The following is a 16,975-nucleotide window of genomic DNA, read 5'->3' on the forward strand; positions in this document are numbered from 1 at the left end:
CTTTCGCGTAAAAAGCAAGTCAGGCCCTGGGTAGTTTTTGTGTATTCTTTTGAGTACATGGATCGTCGTGTCCGAACCGGATACTTGTTCTGTTCTTTTCCTGTCTGTTTTTTCGTAAGCATCTGGTAAAACCGGAACTTTTAACTCATCTAACCCAGGTTAAAAGTATGCTTCAAATTTATTCAATTAGTCAGAACCGTCTGGATGTTCTGAAAATCAGGTTTTCATTTTTTTTTAAAACCGATTTTTTAGCGAAAACAAAGTTTTTCTTCATAACCTTTTTCTTCGTTTCACAGACTTTATGTGCGCAGACAGCCGCGGTAAATGTAATCGTTTCGGATGAATCTGGAGGTGTCCTTGCAGGAGCATCCGTCAGACTTCGAGGCACATCAATAGCAGGTCAAACGGGTTCAGGCGGATTATTTCAGATAAACAGCATAGGAAAAGGCGATTACGTATTGTTGATCAGTTATCTTGGATTTGTACCTGCAGAGCGTGAGTTGAAAATTAATGGAGCAGGCAATGAAGAACTTAAAATAACACTTCGGGAACAGTCTCTCGGACTTCCTCAGGTTGATATCACCGGCTCATCGGCAATCAGTTACCAATCGGAATATGTTTCAGCAGGCAGCCGTATGGATGTCTCTGCACATCAGCTGCCGGTTTCGGTGCAGGTAGTGAGCCGCCAGCTTTTGGAAGACCAGCAGGTAACGAGGCTAAACGAGGCCCTGCGTAATGTCAGCGGAGTTACCAGCCGGACAGATGGTTTCAATCTTTATGATATTTTTGTTGCTAGAGGTTTTTCTCTTACCAATTCCAGAAATTATTTCAGAAATGGCATTCGCTTTCCCAAATTCGGGTTGCCTCCGGTAGGAAACATGGAGCGCGTTGAATTTTTAAAAGGGCCGGCTTCTGTGCTTTATGGTGCAGTTGAGCCGGGAGGAGTCGTCAATATTGTTACGAAACCTGCGCTGAGTGTTGCCCGTTACGGAGCGATGATTCGCGTTGGCAGTTATGGATTTTACCAGGCGCAAACCGATTTTACCGGTCCGGTAAATAAATCCGGTTCGCTTCGTTACCGTTTGAATGCGCAGTATGAAGATGCAGGCAGTTTTCGTGATCAGGTAAAAAGTAATGCACTGCATATTGCGCCGGTACTTACTTACGATATTTCGAGTAAAGCAACCATTACACTTGAAGGGGAATTTTACAAAAACAGACAAACCTTTGATCCCGGCGTGGTTGCAGTTGGAGATCGCCCGGCTGATGTGAGCCGTTCGCTATTTTTGTCTGAACCTTTTGCTTATGGCAAATATAAGGACACCAATTTTGGTTATACTTTTCAGCACCGTTTCAATTCTAACTGGCAGGTGCGGAGTTCGCTGAGACGTCACGATCTGCATGAGAACCGGCTTTATACCGAACTTAAATCACTTGCCAAAGACAACGTAACCTTAGGCCGCCGAATCGCTGACTGGGATTCAGATATGAAATTCACTTTTGTAAATGCAGAAGTTGCCGGTAAAATCAAAACAGGTTTTATAACACAAACGCTTCTTGCAGGTGCAGAGCGAAGCTGGTATGACAACAAAAGGTTTGTAAAGGGAGTGGATTATACTTCCACCAATATGCTTACACCTGTTTACAAACAAAGACTGGATGAAAATCTGGTCATGACCGCCAGTACCGATTTGACAGAAGACCTGCGTATTGCCGCACTTTACGCCCAGGATCAGATTTCGTTCTTTGACCGGATCCACCTTCTTGCCGGCTTTCGGATGGATTGGCTAAACAGCGATAATTTTAATAACATCACTTCGAAACCTACCGTGTTGAAGGATAGGGCTTTCACTCCGCGTGTAGGGTTAGTCGTGCAGCCAATTGAAGCCATTTCGCTGTACGGAAGTTACAGCCAGTCTTTTGTGCCGGAGAGCGGCAGTACCTTTGATGGTGCGCTTTTCAAACCGATTGAATCAGATCAGCTTGAAGCAGGAATCAAAACGCAGCTGTTTGGGAACAGGCTTTCAGCTTCCGCTGCTCTGTACCGTTTGTCAAGAAATAATATGCCCACTCCGGATCCGGATCATACCGGTTTTCAAATCCAGATCGGGCAGCAGCAAAGTAAAGGTATCGAAATTGACATCGCCGGTGAGCCCATCCGAGGTCTTCGCACGATTGCTTCCTATGCATATACCGATGCCCGGGTAAGTGAAATCAATGATACGCGTTATCCTGTGGATACCCGACTTGCCAATGTCCCTTATCATACAGCCTCTTTCTGGGCGACCTACACGATCCAATCTGCTGCACTAAAAGGGTTTGGCTTTGGCGGTGGTTATTTTTATGTTGACAAACGCCTGGGTGATCTTGCCAATACATTCGCTTTGCCTGGCTACAAACGTTTCGAAGCCTCACTTTTTTATCAGCATAAAGCATACCGTATTGCGCTGAATGGCAAAAATCTGCTGAACGAAAAATACTATGAAGGTGCCAACAGCCGCTTTTTAATTCGTCCGGGTACACCCAGAACGATCAACCTTGCCTTATCTGTCATTCTATGAGCTGGTTAAAACCGCTTACTTTATTGTGGAAACAGCCCCGCCGCACAATGTTGCGCCGGTGGTTGTTTTTGTTCCATTTGTATGCCGGACTGATATTGGGATTGATTATCACAGTTGTCAGTTTTACAGGCAGTTTGATTGTCTACAAGCCTGAAATTGAAAAAGCCATGATTTCTGAAATCTCCGGGGTTGTTCCACTAGAAAACACGGTTTCTCTTGACACACTTTACGCACTCGTGCAGGCATATCACCCGGGCGATAACCTGCAAAGTGTGGCTATGTATGGTGGCAAAACGGCGGCCTGGAATTTTCGGTGTGTGCCTGCCGGCGGAGGCCGTGTACAGATTTATGTGGATCAGTATCGTGGGAAAATTCTGGGACAGGAAGATTTTTCAAACAGCTTTTTTCAGTGGATATATGATCTGCATGCCGATTTATTGGGCGGGAAGAATGGCCGGATCGTGAACGGAATCTTCGGACTTCTTTTTGCAGTAATCTGTCTTTCCGGACTGTTGATCTGGTGGCCCGGAGCGGGCAGGATAAAAAAAGGTTTTACCTACAATAAAAATGCTTCCTGGAAAGGCAAAAACTATGATCTGCACAAATTGCTCGGTCTGTATAGTGCCTTACTGCTGGTTTTGGTAGCGGTTACAGGTGCCTACTTTCCATTCAAGGAGCAATACAATTCCATCTCAGCCTGGATCACCGGAACAGCGCACACCATTCCCAGTCCAAAACTTGCCGAAACCGATTCTACAGTTGCTGATGCTTCCTATGAGCTGGTATACCAAAATGCCGGTAAGGCAGCACCTGATGCAGAAAATTCATTGCTTCGTTTTCCGCAAAAACCACAGGAGAATTTTTCAATGCGGAAACTTTCAAAAGGCGACCTGGGCAGGATAGGAGATACCTTTGTTTATCTGCACCGGTATACCGGCAAGGTAATTAGGGTACGGTTCTGGGACGACTTACCGGCCGGTGTAAAACTCACTGAAAGCATGTTCCCGCTGCATTTTGGCACTTTCGGCGGACACTTTACACGGGTCGTCTGGCTGTTTCTCGGGCTGGCTCCCGGTGTGCTTTATTTTAGTGGGTTTGGGATCTGGTATAACCGGGTGATTTTGAAAAAAATAAAAGTGAAGGGTTGAAGTTTCTATAAAAAAGCTGACAGTTAAAGAGGCAGGTTATTACACTCTCTAACTGTCAATTTTTTTAAGGAATCAGATTTTCTGACCTCAGCTTTTCAAATAAATTGAAAAAAGAATCGCGGGTATCCTGATAACCTGTAAATCCAATTTTACGGCTTTTTGACATATCAGTCATTACTTCCAGTGGGCGGCCCAGGTCCAGGTCGGTGTGCCAGGCAGAAGCAAGGCGATTTATATCAGATTCTTTCAGGTTGTATTTTGCAGCAATTTCCTTCCAGATCGGTGCATCGCCTTCCATCTCTTTTTCGAGTGAATGAATAACACCATCAAAGCCAGTGTGCTCAACATCAAACGATGCAGCAATCTGCTTCCAAAGCCAGTTCCAGCGGAACACATCTCCATTGGCAACGTTAAATGCCTCATTGTGTGCAGCTTTCGTGGTGGCTGCCCAGATCATGTGCTCGGCCAGTAACTGCGCGTCTGTCACATCTGATAAGCCGTTCCACTGTGCAGCCGAACCCGGGAAATGAAATGGCCTGCCTGTTTCTTTACAAATCGTCGCATAAACCGCTAACGTGGTGCCCATGTTCATCATGTTACCCACTGCCTTGCCAATCACCGAATGTGGCCTGTGAATGCTCCAGGTAAAACCATCATGATCCGCTGCTGCATAAACTTCGTCTTCCTGAGCATAATAGAAGTTTTCGACGTCCAGTCTCGGATGCTCTTCACGAACAGGCGTTTCGGGTAAAGTTCCAGCTTTTGCATATGCTTCAAAAGGTCCCAGGTAATGTTTCAACCCTGTTACCAGTGCAACATGCTGAACCGATTTTTTAGACGAAAGTGCGTTTAGTAAGTTACGAACCATGGCGCTGTTGACGCGAATATTTTCCGCCTCTGTATCATTGCGCATCCAGCTGGTAAAGAATACATGGGTTGGCTCAATATCCCGGAGTTTTACTGAAAGATCTTCCAAATTAAGCAGGTCAGCGGAAATAGATTTTAAGCCAGATATTTCTGAATTAGGATTACGCGAAAGTCCATACGTATTCCATCCTTTTGCGATAAGTTTTTCGGCGAGATTGCTTCCGGTGATTCCGGTGGCACCTACTACCAATGCGATATTTGACATATTTATTTTTATTATTTAGAAAATCTTGGTTCAAAAGTTTGCTTTCGATTTCGATACAAAGGTATTCAGTCAAAAATTGCCTGCCCTTGACCTGGGTCAACTAATGCACTTGATCTGCATCAAGTGTTCTCGGTTGCATGGAATGTTATTCCTTTGAAAAATTTACCTTTACTATTCGAAAGAATAATTCGCTCATGTTTGATATCCTTTTTAGCCACATTCAGGAAAAAGTCTCGCTTAACGACGACGATAAAGAAAAAATTAAAACTTTTTTTGTCTCGAAAAAATTAAGAAAGCGGCAGTATCTGTTACAGGAGGGCGATGTTTGTAAACAAATGGCTTTTGTAGCAAAAGGACTTTTACGTTCTTACAATGTAGATGACAAGGGCGACGAGCACATGAGTGTTTTTGGCTGGGAAGGCTGGTGGCTGTCTGATCTGAACAGCTTTTTAACTGGAGAGCCAGCTGTGCTAAATCTGGATGCTATTGAAGATTCGGAATTGCTGATGATCTCACGTGCGGATTACGAGGCATTAACACTGACTGTCCCGATCATGGACAGATATTTTCGTATACTTTATCAGAACAGTCTGGTTACCAAGGAGCGCCGGTTGATAAGCTCGATCACACACAGTGCTGAGGAAAAATACGTGCAGCTAGCTGAATCAAACCCGAAGATTATCGAACGCATTCCGCAAAATCTGATCGCCTCTTATCTGGGAATTGCACCCGAAACGCTGAGCCGTATTAAGAAAAATCTGGCTGTGCGGAAGTAGCCTGGTTTGTTGTATCGAATTTGTTTGAGGTTGCAGGATGATGTTTTGTAAAGTGAAGTGAATAATGTTTTTCCAACGTTAGATATAACTTTTGCTGGCTTTTACACTATTAAAACTGGTGTTCAAAATATCTACTATGGAATTTATGAAGCAAATTAACTTAATTTTTCTTATTGCTCTTTTTTCATTTATTCAATATAACTCAACTGAAAATGAGCCGGTATTATTTATTTTTGCCAAAGAAAAATAGAAGTTTCCTTCTACTGTTCAGGAGGCCTTTTCAACACACAATTTAGGCTACAAACCTCCTGGGTACTATTATAAGATATATGCCGAAGGTATGGAGGTGCTCCCGGACTACCATTCTTATCCCGGCGATTTCTTCAATGAATATCAGCCTAAGGAAGTGTTGTTTCCCAGATCACTTCATTCGTACGTCTTTGTTTTCCATGAACTTCCGGGAGTTCAGGATTCTTTAATGAGCGACTTGGAAGCGATTTATGATAAAAATTTATGCTCACAAAAGGCTTAAATGAGGGATATCCTTTTCGTGAATCCGAACGGCCATTTCAATATAATTTTTTAAAAGTGAACGACTTGCTTACAATTGGAATTACTGCAAGTCCGAAAGAAAGGAAGCAGGACAGGAAGGTTGCGGTACGGTTCATGTACAATCTTTCAATTGGTAGAATGGGAGTGGCAATGGGAAATTATTTGTAATAACCTGATTTTACTGGCTCAGTTTTTTTATTGACCAGATCAAAATAAATACACATATAATGATCGATCAAAAAGAAGAATCGTATCAGGAAGATGGTAATACTTCCGGCGATAATCAGCAAATAAAAGGGTCTAACACGGTTAAAGATCCTGATGAATGGACAACAGGAGATGAACCGATGACCGGCGCGCAGAAGTCGTATCTTAAAACGCTCTCCGATGAAGCAGGGGAGGAGTTTGATGAAACACTCAGTAAGGCAAATGCTTCCAAGCGTATTGATGAGCTACAGCACAAGACCGGCCGCGGACTGGAAAGTTAAATATTAGAAAAATTCTGTAACGGCAACCCGAAACGATTATTAGTTTCGGGTTGCCGTTTTTTGTTATTTATGTTTTGGCCAAACACAATATTCTAAAATGTTTAGCTACGCTGAACCTGTTTAACACTGCCTGCGTTAAAAATCAATGCAGTAATAGCCCCCGCTTTTTGTGATCGGGAAGTCTGCATTGAATCTGAACATTTGAACAAATGAGTACCGATAATATAAAAAAAAACGTGGTTTATTCCGTTTTGGATCTGGCCACAGTGATTGAAGGAAAAACACCCGCAGACACATTTGTTACAAGTCTGGATCTGGCCAGGCAGGCAGAAAGATTTGGGTATACACGTTACTGGTTTGCAGAGCATCACAACATGATCAGTGTGGCAAGTTCGGCCACAGCGATCTTGATAGGCCACATTGCCGGCGGAACCTCAACGATTCGAGTCGGCTCCGGCGGGATCATGCTTCCCAATCATTCACCGCTGGTGGTAGCAGAGCAATTCGGAACGCTGGCATCACTTTATCCGGGACGAATTGATCTGGGACTAGGACGTGCTCCGGGAACAGATCAGGTAACAGCCAGAGCAATCCGCGGTGAGAATTTTAATGCCGCGCATAATTTTCCGGAAGATATTCAAAAGCTTCAGCAGTTTTTTTCAGAAGACAATAGTGGCAGCAAAGTTCGGGCTATTCCTGGTGAAGGTTTGGATGTCCCAATCTGGGTACTTGGATCAAGTCCCGACAGTGCACACCTGGCTGCTGCAATGGGACTTCCTTACGCATTTGCCAGTCATTTTGCACCAACCTATTTTAAGGAAGCAATAAAGCTTTATCGTAAAAATTTCAGGCCTTCCCAATATTTAGATAAACCTTATGTGATGGCTTGTGTTAACGTGGTAGCTGCTGATACGGATGACAAAGCCGCTTATCTTTCTACGTCTGTTCTTCAATTTTTTATGGGCGTGGTTACCGGAAGTCGAAAACTGTTACAACCCCCTGTGGAAAGTATGGAAAATATCTGGTCTATGCAGGAAGAATATGCCGTGAATCAGATGCTCTCGTACTCGTTTATTGGTGGTAAGGAGAAACTGAAACAGAAAATCAGTACATTTCTTGACCAGACGCAGGTGGATGAAGTGATGGCTACTTCACATATTTTTGATCATACGGCCCGGGTTGAATCATACAGATTGTTTTCTCAAATTTTGCAGGAAATTAATGCTGCGCGGGTCTGATCGGGCGTGCCTTAAATAAATTTTAGTATTTTTAAATTGCCTCGGCGCGATTTTTGATTGCATCACAACATGGCTGCATTTCAGAGACATATTAAAATGCTGGAATTGATACCTGTTAGTCGTTAATTTCCTGAACATGCACAAAAGATGAAATATTCCGATCAGAGTTTAGCCGCAGATATTGAAAAAATTAAGCTGATCCCGATAATCTCGACAATGCTTGAAGTGATTTGTCGTACAACCGGGATGGGTTTTGCTGCAATTGCCAGGGTGACTGAGGATCGTTGGATTGCCTGCAGTGTGCGTGATGAAATCGATTTTGGTTTAAAGGATGGAGGGGAACTGGAGATAAAAACCACTATTTGTGACCAGATCAGGGATTATGGGCGGCCTGTTGTGATTGATCATGTCGCAGAAAGTCCTGAATATTATAATCACCACACGCCGTTGATGTATGGGTTTCAAAGTTATATCTCCGTTCCGATCGTTTTGAAAACAGGTGAGTTTTTTGGAACCCTTTGCGCAATTGATCCAAAACCTGCTTCATTAAACAACACAGAAACAATCGGCATGTTCAATTTGTTTGCCGAACTGATATCGTTTCACTTGCAAAGTATTGATTTAATGGAGCGTAGTCATTTTGCCGTTAAAGAGCTTAGCAGGCAACTGACGGACTCCAAAGATGAAAACCGTCAGTATCAGTATATTTCAAACCATAATCTGCAGGAGCCGCTTCGAAAGATAAGGGTGTTCAGCAGTATGCTTATTGGTGCGGCTGAAAAAAACGATCCATCAAGAATTAAAGCAGCAGCTGAAAAAATCAATTCCAGTGCTCAGCGGTTTTCGATGATGATTCAGGATCTGTCAGATTTTTCTGAATTAAACAATGAGACAAATTTTGAATCTGTGGATCTCAATGATATTGTTTCAGATGTGATAAAGCAACTGGATGCTAAGCTCAAAGAAAAGGGAACTGTTCTAAATGCTGAAATACTACCAACAATTTTCGCTGTTCGTCTTCAAATGGAGCAGCTTTTTTATCATTTGGTGAGTAATGCGATACGGTTTTCAAAGAACGAAACTCCGTTAACGATCAAAATAAGTGCACATCAACCAGAAAAACAGCAGATTGATCATTTGTTGCCACCTGATTTTGACCTGAAATTTACCGAAATTAGGGTAGAAGATAATGGTGTGGGAATTGAAAAGGCCCAGCTGGAAAAAATATTTGACATCTTCTCAAAACTGCCCTCTGACCAGATTCTCGAAGGTGCTGGTATCGGGCTGGCTTACTGTCGTAAGATTATTCGTAATCACAATGGTAATATTTCTGCACAGTCAGATCCCGGAGAGGGAACGTCGTTTTCGTTAATCCTGCCGGTTAATCGCAAAACCGCTTGACCCAGGATTTGAAAAATTAAGATAGCTAATTTAAAAGTAATACTATTTTAAAGTCAAACTGATCAGTTCTGCTGTATTTTTCACATTTAGCTTTCTCATAATACTTGCCCTTTGATTCGCAACGGTATTCACACTGATCTCAAATTTGTCTGCGATTTCCTTACTGCTCATCCCTTCTGTCAGGCACTTTAAAATCTGTTGTTCTCTTGGTGAAATAGCTTTCCAAACTGTGCCTGCTTCTGAGTCAGTTGCTTCTGGTTTCGGTTCAGGAATTCTATTTATTTGCTTAAATAGATTTTTTATAATCACCGATGAGGCGGCAGGGTGGAAATAAAGCTCACCGCGGTAAATGCTTCTGATCGCACTGAGAATCTCTTCACGTCCTGTATCTTTTAGCAGATAACCACTCGCTCCGTTTTGCGCAGACGACAGAATATAATCCGTATTGTTATGCATGCTGAATACGAGCGTGTTCACCTTCGGATATTGAGGCAAGATGTGTTTCAGAACCTCGATACCGGACATATTTGGCATAGTTAAATCAAGTAAAACCAGGTCAGGATCCACTTTTTCAATCATTTCAGCAACCTGGTCCCCATCTGAGGCTTCACCGGCAATGATGATGTCTTCTTCGTCTTCGAGAAGGGAAATGATGCCTTGTCTTACCACCGAGTGGTCGTCAACGATCAATAAACGTATGGGCATTATTGGTTTTTTTTATACAAAAATTTTTACTTCGAGTGTGGTTCCGTGATCAGGTTCTGAAAGTATTTCCATGCTGCCGTCAAGCAGCTGCGTTCTGGTCCTGATATTGTCAATGCCGTTCTGCGTAAGAAAGGAACCTTCTTTATTTTTCAAATTACGAATTAAAAAGCCTTTGCCGTCATCTTCAATCTGTAAAATGATGGAATTTTTATTTTGCTCTAACCTAATATTTACATTTTCAGCTCCGGCATGCTTTACTACATTGTTCAGCGCTTCCTGTGCAATCCGGTAAAGTCCGATTTCTATCGCCTGACTCAAAGCAATCCGTTTTTCAATTCCCTGAAAATTTATCTTCAAACCGGAAGCCTGCGAAGTTTGCTGACAAAGCAGATTTAGTGCTGCACTTATTCCGAAATCGCTTAACACAGACGGCATCAGATTGTAAGAAATTTGTCTCGTTGTCTGAATTGTATCCTGTATCAGTCTGACCAGTTGATTAAAACGTTCCCGCTGCTTTTCGTCGGTAAACTGGGTCTGTCCCAATTTTTCTGCGTGGAGTTTTAGTCCCGTCAGCATTTGCCCGATCCCATCGTGAAGTTCACGTGCAAAACGTCTTCTCTCTTCTTCTTGTCCCTCAATTAAAGCAGAAGCCCTTATCCGGTCTTCTGCGAGCTGCAATTGATATTTTTCTTCCTCAATCCTTAAAATATCTTTCTGAACACGGATCAACTCGCTATTGGATCTTTCCAGGTCACGGTTAGCTTTTAATAGAGCGTCTTCGGATTCAGTCAATAGCCTTACTGCCCGCCGGGTTGTGTTGACTACGGGGCGGAAAATAAGGAGACCTTCTGCAAAAAGTACCAGGATCGTCATGATATCCAGAATCCACTCTATCCGTTCCAGGTTTTTAAGACGTGCAAAACTTTCCTTGTCAAACTGAAAAACGATGTCATTCATGATATTCAGAAATACAGGCTCATTTTGCAAAACAATATCAAGTGCCTGTTTTTTTTCAGAAAGTGACAGATTATCATCGTTTATCTTATTTAATCCCTGATAAATTGTGTTAAAAACCGGTTCTAGTCTGGCAAACATTTCATCAAGCGGGCCGCTTTTCCAGGTCACTATATCACTTCCAACCATGAGCTTTCTGGTTGCAAGCTGCTGGTTGCTTTCCTTCCAGACTGTCAGCAGTGAGTCAAAATCAGCTGAATCCCTGTAAGCGATTTTACCGGTTTTAAGGATAGCAAGTTTGGCAAGCCGCTGGCTCAGCATCCGCTGCCTGCCTGCTACATTCACAACGCGTCCGTCATAGTTCAGGCTCATGATCGTTTTTCGGATCAGATACAATCCGCCCAGCGTCAGCATGGCAACAATGAACAGCGCTACCACATAAAAGCGGGTAAGACTTCCGGCGACACGTTTTTCAACTTTTTCTGTCATGCTATAATCCTACATAAACCTGGTTTTCCCTGACCATTACCGGGAAGGTATTAATCCGGTAAGCATCGTCATTGAGACATTGCCCGGTTTGTAATGAAAATGTTTTTTTATGAAACGGACAGGCTACTTTGGGTTCTCCGTCCTGGCTGCCGATCATGCCGCGTGCCACAGCCATTTGTTGTCTGTGCGGGCACTGGTTGTCGGTTGCAAACCATTCGCCTCTTCTGGCAAAGTTAAAGATAGCGATTTGTTTTCCTTCAATCAGCGCACAGCCTCCACCGTCTTCGGGAATATCTTCTACATGACACGCCTTATGCCAAACGATTCTGTCTTTTGTATTTTTAACTGGTTCCATAAACTTAAAGGGCAAAGCCCGGATTAATTGTTAATATTTCCCAAACGAATACACCACTCCCTAAGCCCGGGGCCCAAATCAGATCCCCATGCCCCTTAAACCCACTCTTTTGCTTTTTTCTGATCACGCATCGTCTCAAATTCTATATTCGGATCTTTGATCGGTGCATTGACAAAATGAGAAAACCGTTTGCGCAGTTCAGGGCTTTCGACCACTTCTTTCCACTCGCATTTGTACACCTCAATCAGCGCCTGCATGTTTTTTTCCAGTTCTTCGCCGATACCCAGTACGTCGTCTACTACAACCGCCTTGAGGTAATTGATTCCGCCTTCCATCTTATTTAACCAGGTAGCGGTGCGGGTTAATGGATCTGCTGTTTTGATGTAAAACATTAAAAATCTGTCAATTAGCCTAATGCAGGTTTCCTTGTCGACATCCGTAGCAATAAGCTGGGCGTGCTGAGGTTTGGAGCCTCCATTTCCGCAGACATATAGATTCCAGCCTTTTTCGGTGGCGATAATTCCAAAATCCTTGCTTTGTGCCTCCGCGCACTCACGAACGCAGCCGGATACTGCTGATTTTAATTTGTGTGGAGATCGCAGACCTTTGTAGCGGTCTTCCACCTCAATGGCAAATGATACCGAATCCTGAACCCCAAACCGGCACCAGGTAGAACCTACGCAGCTTTTTACGGTCCTTAGTGATTTGCCATACGCATGTCCGCTTTCAAAACCAACTGCGATAAGCTGTTCCCATATTGCAGGAAGGTCATTTAAGTGCGCGCCAAAAAGATCTATTCGCTGACCACCGGTAATTTTTGTGTAAAGGCCGTAGCGCTGAGCGACCTGGCCGATCACGATCAGTTTTTCAGGTGTAATTTCTCCGCCGGGTATCCTTGGAACAACCGAGTAGGTTCCTCCTTTTTGAATATTTGCCAGATAGCGGTCATTTGAATCCTGGATAGGCGCACGGTCTTTCTGCAGGATATTTTCGTTCCAGAGACTGGCCAGAAGGGAGCCAACCAAAGGTTTACAAACCTCACAGCCATCGCCATGACCAAAATGGTTCAAAACCCCGTTGTAGGTTCTGATCCCATTGATTTTCACCAGATCCAGAAGTTCCTGCCGTGAATAATCAAAATGCTCACAGATTATATTTTTTACATAAACGCCGTTTTGCTTTAACACGCCCTGAATGATGTCTTTCACCATAGGAAGACAGCCTCCACAGCCGGTTCCGGCTTTACAGCATTTTTTAATTGCATCAATGGTGGTATGGCCATTTTCAGATACTTCCTGGCAGATCATGCCCTTTGTGACAGCCTCACAGGAGCATATCAGCGCATCGTCCGGAAGGCTCATGACCCCCCCCACGGATGTTGCTGCTGATGCTTCCTCGCCTCCCCGTGATCCCAGGATCAGGTCTTCGCTGTCTGGCGGCAGAATCGTTTTGCTTTTGCAGGTTTGTAGCAGCATGTTGTATTGCTCTGCATCACCCACCAGAATTCCTCCCAGCAGCTCTTTCCCATCTATGGAAACATTTATTCTTTTGTATACTCCTTTCGCTTTATTTTCGTAGCGGATGGTTTTACAGGCTGGTTCCTCTATAAAAGGATCACCAAAGCTGGCTACGTCGGTTCCTATCAGCTTTAATTTCGTAGACATGTCGAAAGGAAGAAATTCCTTTGTTCCGCCGGTCAGGTAGGTGGCGACAACTTCTGCCATTTCATAACCTGGTGCGATCAGGCCGTAGATCATGTGATGGGCAAGTGCACATTCTCCGATGGCAAATATGTTTGGATCGGATGTCGTTAGCATGTTGTCAACCACGATGCCGCCCCGCGGATGAGTTTCCAGTCCGGCGATTTTTGCAAGTTCGTCACGCGGGCGAATACCTGCTGAGATTACCAGCATGTCCACCTCCAAAAAAGAGCCGTCCGCAAACTGCATGCCTTCAATGGTATCTCCACCTTTAATTTCCTGTGTACTTTTCAAGAGATGGATGTTTAGACCAAGGCCTTCCAGCTGGTTTTGCAGCATTTTTGAGCCCGCATCATCAATTTGTCTGGGCATGAGCCGGGGGGCGAATTCGACGACATGGGCCTGCTGTAAGCCCAGGTCCAGCAAAGCCTTGGCTGCTTCCAGGCCTAACAAACCGCCGCCTAAAACCGCTCCGTTTTTTGCCTTTCTGGCATAAGACTGAATCAGTTCAAGGTCTTCGATTGTCCGGTAAACAAATACGCCGTCCTTTTCCACTCCCGGAATTGAAGGAACAAATGCGCCGGAGCCGGTCGCCATAATTAAATAGTCATAATGAACTATATGTCCATGGTGAGATCTTACCAGCTTTTCCTGCCGGTTAATGTCAACCACAGGATCGGAAAGGAACAATCTGATTCCGTTTTTACTATACCAGTCCATCGATGCCATGGTAAGATCATCACCCGTTTTGCCAGCGAAAAATTCACTGAGATGTACCCTGTCATAGGCGGGGCGTGGTTCCTCACCAAACACGGTAATACTAAAAACCAAATCATTTTTCTGTTTTGAAAGTAACTTCTCACAGAATTTGTAGCCGACCATACCATTGCCAATGACTATAATATTAGTAGTATTTTGTTCTCTCATAGTTATAATTTACTATATATTTATGATGACAGATTTATTTTATGGTATTATTTTTATATTTTAAAGGTATACTGTTGTAATTGTTGAATCAAAATTAAATCGTGTTTTTAGTATTTCCTAATTTTTTATTTGTCATATGATTAAAATTTAAATATAAATTTTGGCTTATCTCTTGTTTTTACAAATAATGATCATAATTTTGAACCGCCAATTAAATATAGTTATGTTTTACTATGTATGGTACATTTACAATATTCATATAAGAAATGGAAGCAAAACTCACATTGATTGGCGCAGGCCCCGGTAGTGCTGATCTTATCACCCTTAAAGGAATTAAAGCACTTCAGGCCGCAGATGTAGTTCTGTATGATGAACTGGCCAATGCTGACCTGTTGAACTATGCACCGGAAAATGCTTTGAAGATGTATGTAGGGAAAAAGGCAGGTGATGCATCCTTTTCTCAGGACGAAATAAATGGTCTGATCGTCAGGCTAGCCCGTAAACGTGGCCACGTCGTGAGACTGAAAGGTGGTGATGCTTTTGTTTTTGGCCGGGGCCATGAAGAAATGGAGTACGCCCGAAACCATCATCTGACCGTTGAGATCGTGCCTGGTGTTTCAAGCTGCATAGCTGTGGCTGAGTCCATGGAGATTCCGGTCACAAGAAGAGGTGTGAGTGAAAGCTTCTGGGTAATCACAGCTACGACACGCCACGGTGAGCTTTCGGAAGATCTTCGGCTTGCAGCCCAATCTAAAGCCACAGTAGTTGTTTTAATGGGACTCGGCAAGCTGAACGAAATATGTGATTTATACAAGCGCTTCGGCAGAGCACATCTTCCGATGGCCGTAATACAAAATGGTACAAGGCCAGACGAAAAAAGTGTAATGGGCCAGGTTTGGGAAATACCGCATCTGGTGAGGGAAAACAACATTGGTTCTCCTGCCATTATTATTTTGGGAGAGGTTGTAGCACTGCATCCTGCTTATGCACTGGAATATGTTTACAGTCTGCAGCCGGAGCTTCTGTGATTTTTAATGCCTGACAGGCACAATACTGCTTTTTAATTTTTTAACCTACAATTAAATGAAAGCGAACTTCTACATTTTTTTAATCTGCTTCGGCTGTATGAGCGTCTTAAATCAGTTTAAGTCCAATGCGCAGCTCAGTGTTTCGGGCCAGTTACGTACCAGGACCGAATTCATACAAGGGCAGGGCTCGCCACTGCAGGAAGGTGAAAAACCGGCTTTTTTTACTTCGCAGAGAACCCGGCTGACTGCCGGATACAAGGCCTACCGGAGTAACTTTTACATTTCATTGCAGGATGTAAGAGTTTGGGGACAGGATGCATCTACCAGTAACCGACCTACAAATGCTTCACTAAATGGGCTGATGCTGCATGAAGCCTGGGGTGAAATCAGCCTTTTGGATACCAATAAAACGAAAAAAGGAAAAGACTTCTCTCTTAAAATAGGAAGACAGGAGCTTGTTTATGATGATAGTCGTCTACTGGGCAATCTGGACTGGCTGCAACAGGCGAGGCGGCATGATGCGGCACTTATCAAGTACAGTTACGCCGGTTTTACCGCCCATGCCGGTGCTGCGTATAATCAAAACCGTGAATTAAAAACGGGGACATTGTATGACGGCGTCCCGGTGGGTTATGCTGCCGGTACCAATGGGATCGGAACCATGTACAAGTCCATGCAATTTGTTTACCTGGCAAAGAAAATCAAACAGGGAAACGTATCTTTTCTATTGTTTAAAGATGATTTTCAAAAATATACAGTAGGGGCAGGTGCATTGAAGGCCAGCCGAAAAGGAACCTGGAACAGAATAACGATCGGACCCTATCTGCAGACAAAAGTCGGTAAAAACTGGAATGTTACTGCAAGCGGTTATTTACAGACGGGTAAAGATAAGGACGGTTCGGATCTGAGCGCTTACATGTACTCGGTTAAAGGCCTTTATGAAGCAAGCCGGTTTTTTACAGTCGGCCCCGGCTTTGACTATACCTCCGGCACCGCGGCGGGCTCCCGTAACAACCACAGCTTCGATCCGCTTTACGGTACACCGCACAAGTTTTGGGGGCAAATGGATTATTTTTATGCTGCTAACGGATTCGGAAAAGGTGGTTTGTCTGATCTTTTTGTCACTACCACAACAAAACTTTCCGGAAAACTTTCCCTTCAGGCCGACCTGCACAGGTTTTCAAGCGCTACCGAACTTAGAAATACAGAAGGAGAAAAACAATCTGGTAATCTGGGAAGTGAACTGGATCTGATTACATCCTATAATTTAACAAAGACAATCAGCTTTCAGGCCGGGTACTGTTCCTATGTTTCAACCAATAGTTTGGCGCAGGTCAAGGCAGTCAAAGATCCGCAAAAAATATCCAGCTGGGCCTATCTGATGATTAATATAAAACCTGAATTTTTGAAATAAAGTCTTTTATAAAATTTGCTTTACAGCTTCACAAATCACCAAAACAAGACAATTGTCTTGAAAGAAGCTTTGTGCCAAAAATAAAATAGCCAGATATTCTTTCACTC

14 protein-coding genes are annotated in these 16,975 nt (G+C 43.6%); 9 read left to right on the forward strand and 5 right to left on the reverse strand.

Annotation, left to right across the window (positions count from 1 at the left end; all coding sequences use genetic code 11):
* Nucleotides 1-167: 167 nt before the first annotated feature.
* On the forward strand, nt 168-2,561 hold the full coding sequence (locus E0F88_RS04650) for a TonB-dependent receptor (protein ID WP_131956956.1): 2,394 nt from the start codon (nt 168-170) through the stop codon (nt 2,559-2,561).
* Nucleotides 2,558-3,709 carry a PepSY-associated TM helix domain-containing protein gene (locus E0F88_RS04655; RefSeq protein WP_131956957.1) on the forward strand — a complete coding sequence of 384 codons (1,152 nt, stop codon included), beginning with the start codon at nt 2,558-2,560 and terminating at the stop codon, nt 3,707-3,709. The genes E0F88_RS04650 and E0F88_RS04655 overlap by 4 nt, the downstream gene beginning before the upstream one ends.
* A 64-nt stretch (nt 3,710-3,773) precedes the next feature.
* Here the strand turns inward: E0F88_RS04655 and E0F88_RS04660 are convergent, their stop codons facing one another.
* The gene (locus E0F88_RS04660) at nt 3,774-4,841 is read right to left on the reverse strand and encodes an SDR family oxidoreductase (RefSeq protein WP_131956958.1); all 1,068 of its coding nucleotides are present in this window, start codon (nt 4,839-4,841) and stop codon (nt 3,774-3,776) included.
* Nucleotides 4,842-5,035: 194 nt separating this feature from the next.
* Between E0F88_RS04660 and E0F88_RS04665 the strand changes: the two genes are divergently transcribed.
* From E0F88_RS04665 to E0F88_RS04685, 5 genes are all read left to right on the forward strand, one after another.
* Nucleotides 5,036-5,617, forward strand: coding sequence for a Crp/Fnr family transcriptional regulator (locus tag E0F88_RS04665; RefSeq protein WP_131956959.1), 582 nt, complete (start codon nt 5,036-5,038; stop codon nt 5,615-5,617).
* A gap of 513 nt (nt 5,618-6,130) precedes the next feature.
* Nucleotides 6,131-6,337, forward strand: coding sequence for a hypothetical protein (locus E0F88_RS04670; RefSeq protein ID WP_131956960.1), 207 nt, complete (start codon nt 6,131-6,133; stop codon nt 6,335-6,337).
* A 59-nt stretch (nt 6,338-6,396) separates the two neighbouring features.
* Nucleotides 6,397-6,657, forward strand: a complete 261-nt coding sequence (locus E0F88_RS04675) for a DUF3072 domain-containing protein (protein ID WP_131956961.1) — start codon at nt 6,397-6,399, stop codon at nt 6,655-6,657.
* Between the two features lie 209 nt (nt 6,658-6,866).
* The gene (locus tag E0F88_RS04680) at nt 6,867-7,895 is read left to right on the forward strand and encodes an LLM class flavin-dependent oxidoreductase (protein ID WP_131956962.1); all 1,029 of its coding nucleotides are present in this window, start codon (nt 6,867-6,869) and stop codon (nt 7,893-7,895) included.
* A gap of 147 nt (nt 7,896-8,042) precedes the next feature.
* The gene (locus E0F88_RS04685; protein WP_131956963.1) at nt 8,043-9,296 is read left to right on the forward strand and encodes a sensor histidine kinase; all 1,254 of its coding nucleotides are present in this window, start codon (nt 8,043-8,045) and stop codon (nt 9,294-9,296) included.
* Between the two features lie 42 nt (nt 9,297-9,338).
* Here E0F88_RS04685 and E0F88_RS04690 read toward each other — a convergent pair whose 3' ends face one another.
* From E0F88_RS04690 to nirB, 4 genes are all read right to left on the reverse strand, one after another.
* The gene (locus E0F88_RS04690; RefSeq protein ID WP_131956964.1) at nt 9,339-10,001 is read right to left on the reverse strand and encodes a response regulator transcription factor; all 663 of its coding nucleotides are present in this window, start codon (nt 9,999-10,001) and stop codon (nt 9,339-9,341) included.
* 12 nt (nt 10,002-10,013) lie between these two features.
* Entirely contained in the window at nt 10,014-11,444 is a 1,431-nt protein-coding gene (locus E0F88_RS04695; protein WP_131956965.1) for an ATP-binding protein, read from the reverse strand.
* A gap of 1 nt (nt 11,445) precedes the next feature.
* Nucleotides 11,446-11,799: a nitrite reductase small subunit NirD gene (nirD, locus tag E0F88_RS04700; RefSeq protein WP_131956966.1), complete on the reverse strand. Its 354-nt coding sequence runs from the start codon at nt 11,797-11,799 to the stop codon at nt 11,446-11,448.
* 95 nt (nt 11,800-11,894) lie between these two features.
* Nucleotides 11,895-14,426: a nitrite reductase large subunit NirB gene (gene nirB, locus E0F88_RS04705; protein WP_131956967.1), complete on the reverse strand. Its 2,532-nt coding sequence runs from the start codon at nt 14,424-14,426 to the stop codon at nt 11,895-11,897.
* Nucleotides 14,427-14,692: 266 nt separating this feature from the next.
* On the opposite strand from nirB, the gene cobA reads away from it, so the two are divergent.
* Both cobA and E0F88_RS04715 read left to right on the forward strand, forming a co-directional pair.
* A complete protein-coding gene (gene cobA / locus E0F88_RS04710; RefSeq protein WP_131956968.1) occupies nt 14,693-15,454 on the forward strand; it encodes a uroporphyrinogen-III C-methyltransferase in 762 nt (253 codons plus the stop codon).
* A gap of 97 nt (nt 15,455-15,551) precedes the next feature.
* Nucleotides 15,552-16,868 carry an alginate export family protein gene (locus E0F88_RS04715; RefSeq protein ID WP_131956969.1) on the forward strand — a complete coding sequence of 439 codons (1,317 nt, stop codon included), beginning with the start codon at nt 15,552-15,554 and terminating at the stop codon, nt 16,866-16,868.
* Nucleotides 16,869-16,975 lie beyond the last annotated feature (107 nt).

Source organism: Dyadobacter psychrotolerans (assembly GCF_004349265.1).
In the GTDB taxonomy this organism is placed as follows: domain Bacteria; phylum Bacteroidota; class Bacteroidia; order Cytophagales; family Spirosomataceae; genus Dyadobacter; species Dyadobacter psychrotolerans.